Source organism: Kitasatospora sp. NPDC004723 (assembly GCF_040609255.1).
Classification (GTDB): Bacteria; Actinomycetota; Actinomycetes; order Streptomycetales; family Streptomycetaceae; genus Kitasatospora.
Map to the genome: position 1 here is coordinate 1 of NZ_JBEXJT010000091.1, position 5417 is coordinate 5417.

The 5417-nt window shown below is 73.9% G+C and carries 2 protein-coding genes; both read right to left on the reverse strand.

Annotated features, from left to right (window positions below):
- On the reverse strand, positions 1-1765 hold a 1765-nt coding region (locus ABZW10_RS38540), incomplete at its 3' end, for a type I polyketide synthase (protein ID WP_355376351.1).
- Positions 1766-1813: 48 nt separating this feature from the next.
- Positions 1814-5417 (reverse strand): SDR family NAD(P)-dependent oxidoreductase (locus ABZW10_RS38545; RefSeq protein ID WP_355376353.1); only part of this gene is annotated, 3604 nt, incomplete at its 5' end.

Genomic DNA, 5417 nt, shown 5'->3' on the forward strand with positions numbered 1-5417 from the left:
CGTCGTCGAGGGCGGCGGCGAACGCGGGGAAGACGTCGTACAGTTCGCGGCCCATGCCGTTGCGCTGGGAGCCCTGCCCGGTGAACAGGAACGCGATCTTGCCGCCACCGCTGGTGGTGCTGACGGTCGTGGTGCCGTCGGCGATGGCGCGCAGGCCGCTAAGGAGTTCGTCCTGGGTGGTGCCGGTGGTGGCGGCGCGGTGGTCGAAGTGGGTGCGGGTGGTGGCCAGGGCGTGGGCGATACGCGCGATGTCCTGGTCGGGGTGGCCGGTCACGTGTGCGGCCAGGCGGGCGGCCTGGTCACGGACGGCCTGCTCGGTCTTCCCCGACAGCACCCACGGGACGACCGGAAGTACCGGAAGCGAGTCGCTTGCGGGGGTCGTCTCGGGTGCTTGTTCGAGGATGATGTGGGCGTTGGTGCCGCTGATGCCGAAGGAGGAGACGCCGGCCCGGCGCGGGCGGTCGCTCTCGGGCCACGGGGTGGCCTCGGTCAGGAGCGAGACGGCCCCGGCCTCCCAGTCGACGTGGTGGGTCGGGGTGTCGACGTGCAGGGTCTTGGGCAGCAGGCCGTGCTGCATCGCCTGGACCATCTTGATGATGCCGCCCACGCCGGCCGCGGCCTGGGCGTGCCCGAGGTTGGACTTGATGGATCCCAGCCACAGCGGCTGGTCGGCGGGCCGGTCCTTGCCGTAGGTGGCGAGCAGGGCCTGCGCCTCGATCGGGTCCCCGAGCCTGGTGCCCGTGCCGTGCGCCTCCACGGCGTCGACGTCGGCGGGGGTCAGCCGGGCGTTGGCGAGCGCCTGGCGGATGACGCGTTCCTGGGAAGGGCCGTTGGGGGCGGTGAGGCCGTTGCTGGCACCGTCCTGGTTGACCGCCGAGCCCAGGATGACGCCCAGGACGTGGTGGCCGTTGGCCTGGGCGTCCGAGAGCCGCTCCAGCAGGAGCATGCCCGCGCCCTCGGACCACGCGGTGCCGTCGGCGGCGTCCGCGAAGGACTTGCAGCGGCCGTCGGGGGCCAGGCCGCGCTGGCGGCTGAACTCGGTGAAGATGCCCGGGGTCGCCATCACGGTCACGCCGCCGGCGAGGGCCATGGTGCACTCGCCGTTGCGCAGGGCCTGGGCCGCCGTGTGGACGGCGACGAGCGAGGCGGAGCAGGCGGTGTCCAGGGTGATGGCGGGGCCTTCGAAGCCGAAGGTGTAGGCGATGCGCCCCGAGGTGACGCTGGGGTGGCCGCCGGTGCCGAGGTAGCCCTCGACGGAGGCCAGGCCGCCGGGCGGGCGCCGCAGGTAGTCCTGGCTGCTGACGCCGGCGAACACGCCGGTGCGGCTGCCGTGGAGCGACGCGATGGCGATCCCGGACCGTTCGAGGGTCTCCCACGCCGTTTCGAGCAGCAGTCGCTGCTGCGGGTCCATCGCGAGGGCCTCGCGCGGGCTGATCCCGAAGAAGTCGGCGTCGAACACCGTGGCGCCGTCGATGAAGGCGCCTTGGCGGGTGTACGTCTTGCCGGGCGCGTCGGGGTCGGGATCGAACAAGCCCTCGATGTCCCAGCCGCGGTCGGTCGGGAAGTCGCCGACCACGTCCCGGCCCTCGGCGACCACCTGCCACAGCTCCTCGGGCGAGCTCACGCCGCCCGGGAACCGGCAGCCCATGCCGACGATCGCGATGGGCTCGTGGTCCTTGGCTTCCATCTCCTGCAGGCGGCGATGCGCTTGGCGCAGATCGGCCGTCGCCCGCTTGAGATAGTCGCGCAGCTTGTTCTCATTCATCCGGCGTTGACACCTTTCCACGAAGCAGTGTTGATTCCACGGACCGGCTCAACGGATCCCGAACTCGTTGTCGAGCACGTCGAACAGTTCGTCATCGGTCGCCGACTCCAGGTCCTCGTCGTCGGCGGTGGGCTCGCCCGGCGTGTCCAGCCCGTTGGTCAGCTTCCGCAGCAGTGCCTGCAGCCGACCGGTGACCCTGGCGTGCGTCTCGTCGTCGGGGGTGACGGCGAGGACGGTCCGCTCCAGGCGGTCGAGTTCGGCCAGGGCGGCGTCGCCGGGGGACGGGGCGCCGGGGGCGACCATTGTCCGCAGCCGGCCGGCCAGCGCGGTCGGGGTCGGGTAGTCGAAGACGAGGGTCGCCGGCAGGCGTTGCCCTGTCGCGGCCGAGAGCCGGTTGCGCAGCTCCACCGCGGTCAGCGAATCCAGCCCCAGGTCCTGGAACGGGCGGCTCGGCGGGATCCCGTCCGGGGACCCGTGGCCCAGCACCGCCGAGATGTGGCCGCGCACCACCTCCAGGAGGACGTCGTCCTGTTCCGCCTCCGTCAGCCCCGCGAGCCGGGACAGCAGGGCCGACGCGCCGGCCGGACCCGCACCGCCCGCCGCCCGCCGCGCGGTCGTCGGCAGCAGGCCGCGCAGCACCGCAGGTGCGGTGTCCGCCTGGGCCCGCAGCGCCGTGAGGTCCAGTCGTGTCGGCACCATCAGGGCGTCCGCGCCGGTACGGAGGACGGTGTCCAGCAGGCCCAGCCCCTCCTCGGTGGGCAGCGGCGCGAACCCGCCGCGCGCCATCCGCGACCGGTCGGCGCCGTCGAGATCTCCCGTCATGCCGCTCGCCTGTGCCCACAACCCCCAGGCCAGCGACACGCCGGGCAGTCCGCACGCCTGTCGGTGCTGTGCCAGCGCGTCGAGGAAGGTGTTGGCCGCAGCGTAGTTGGCCTGCCCGGGAGCGCCCACGGTGCCGGCGACCGACGAGAACAGCACGAATGCCGCCAGGTCGGCGTCCTTCGTCAGCTCGTGGAGGTTCCAGGCCGCGTCGACCTTCGGGCGCAGCACCCGGTCCACGCTTTCGGGCGTGAGGGACGAGAGGACACCGTCGTCGAGCACACCGGCCGCGTGGACGACGGCGGTCAGCGGGTACTTGTCGGGGACGGCGGCCAGCAGTTCCGCGAGCGCTTCCCGGTCCGCGGCGTCACACGCGGAGACCGTCACCTCGGCACCCAGCGCGGCCAGTTCGTCCACGAGCCGGCGGGCTCCGGGGGCGTCTGGACCCTGACGGCTCGTCAGGAGGAGGCGCCGCACGCCGTGCCCGGTCACCAGCCGCTCGGCGACCAGCGATCCCAGCGTGCCCGTACCGCCGGTGATCAGGACCGTGCCCTCGGGGTCGATCGGACGGGGGACGGTCACCGCCAGCTTGCCCGTGTGCCGGGCCTGCTGCAGCTGGCGGAAGGCGTGCGGTGCGTAACGGGCGTCCCAGCCGAGCACGGGAAGCGGACGCATCGCCGAGGCCTCGAAAAGCTCCAGGAGCTCGTCCAGCATCTCCCGCATGCGGTCGGGCCCGGCGTCCGTCAGGTCGAACGCCCGGTACACCACGCCCGGATGCCGCCGGGCGACCTCGCCCGCGTCCCGGATGTCGGTCTTGCCGATCTCCAGGAAGCGGCCGCCGCGCGGCAGCAGGCGCAACGAGGCGTCCACGTACTCGCGGGCCAGCGAGTTCAGTACGACGTCGAAGCCCTCGCCGCCCGTCGCCGCCAGGAAGCGGTCCTCGAACTCCAGGGTGCGGGAGTTCCCGATGTGGTCGTCGTCCAGGCCGAGCGCGCGCAGCGTGTCCCACTTGCCGGGGCTCGCGGTCGCGAAGATCTCCGCCCCGCGGTGCCGGGCGAGCTGGATCGCCGCCATGCCGACGCCGCCGGTACCCGCGTGGATCAGCACCCGCTCGCCCGGTTCGAGGCGCGCCAGGTCGGTCAGGCCGTAGTACGCCGTCAGGCACACCACCGGGATCGTGGCGGCCTGCGCCGCGCTCCACCCGGCCGGCATCCGGGTCAGCCAGCGGTGGTCCGTGATCGCCACGGGGCCGATCGACGCCGGCACCAGGCCCATCACCCGGTCACCGGGCGCCAGCCGCGTCACCCGCGAACCGACCTCGGTCACCACACCGGCCGCCTCGCCGCCGATCGGCACCTCGCCCGGGTACATCCCCAGGGCGATCAGCACGTCGCGGAAGTTCAGGCCCGCCGCCCGCACCGCCAGCCGCACCTCGGTCGGCTCCAGCGGCCGCAGCGCCTCGGGCGCCGGCCGCAGCGTGAGGTTGTCCAGGGTGCCCATGCTCGTCACGTCGAGCCGCCACGGCCCCTCCGCCGGTACGGCCAGGGCGCTGCCCGACGCCGCACGCGCCAGCCGGGGCACATGCACGGCGCCGTCGCGCAACGCCAGCTGCGGCTCGTCGACACCCGCCAGGGCGGAGGCCAGCGCGTCGAGCGACGTCCCGCGCCCGTCCACGTCCAGCAGCATCAGCCGGTCCGGGCTCTCCGACTGGGCCGTACGCACCAGTCCCCACACCGTCGCCGAGGCCAGATCGGCCGTGTCCTCGCCGGGCCGAGTCACCACGGCACCCTGGGTGACCACCACGAGCCGGGCGTCCAGCACCTGTTCGGCGGCCAGCCACTCCTGCACGAGGGCCAGCGCCCGGTGCGTCAGCGCGTGGGCGGTCGACGCCGTGTCGAGCGCCGGAGCCGCCACGAAGGACGAGCCCAGCGGCGCGAGCACGAGCTGCGGCACCGGCGCCTCGCCGGCCGTCACGGCGGCCAGCAGTTCGGACAGGTCGGCGAAGGCCGAGACCTCCGCCCCGGTGGCGGTCAGGGCTCCGACCAGCCCCGCGGCCTCGCCGAGCACCGCCCAGGTCGCGGACGCGGTGGCCGAACCCTCGGAAACGGGAAGCGCGGACCACTCGAGCCGGAACAGCGAGTTCTGGCCCCCGCCCCGCGCCGCCGACAACTGCTGGGCGTCCACCGCCCGCAGCGCGAGCGACTGCACCGACGCCACCGGCGCGCCCGCCGTGTCGGTGAGCTCCAACGCGACCGTGTCGTTGCCCTCGGTCGGGACCACGCGCACGCGCACCGTCGTGGCACCGGTGGCGTGCAGGGCCACCCCGCCCCACGAGAACGGCAGCCGCACCGGGGCGGTGGCGTCCGCTCCGAGGGACCCGAGCGCGATCGCGTGCAGTGCCGCGTCCAGCAGCGCCGGGTGGATGCCGAAGCCGTCGGCCTGCGCCTCCGTCCCCTCCGGCAGCCGGATCTCGGCGTACACCTCCTCGCCCTGCCGCCAGGCGGCGGACAGGCCTTGGAACACCGGGCCGTAGGTCAGGCCGATGTCCGCCAGATCGTCGTAGAGCGTCGCCGTGTCGACCGGTGTCGCTCCCGGCGGAGGCCAGGCCTCGGCGGCCGGGAGCGGCGTGCCCGCGTCCGCGGTCAGCCGGCCGGAGGCGTGCAGTGTCCAGTCGGGGGTGTCGGCGTCATCGGTGGCGACCGGGCGCGAGTGGACGGTCACCGCGCGGCTGCCCGTCTCGTCCGGCGGGGTGATGTTGACCTGGAGTTGGAGGGTGGTTTCGGTGGTGAGGGTCAGGGGTGTGTGGAGGGTGAGTTCGTCGATGGTGGTCGTG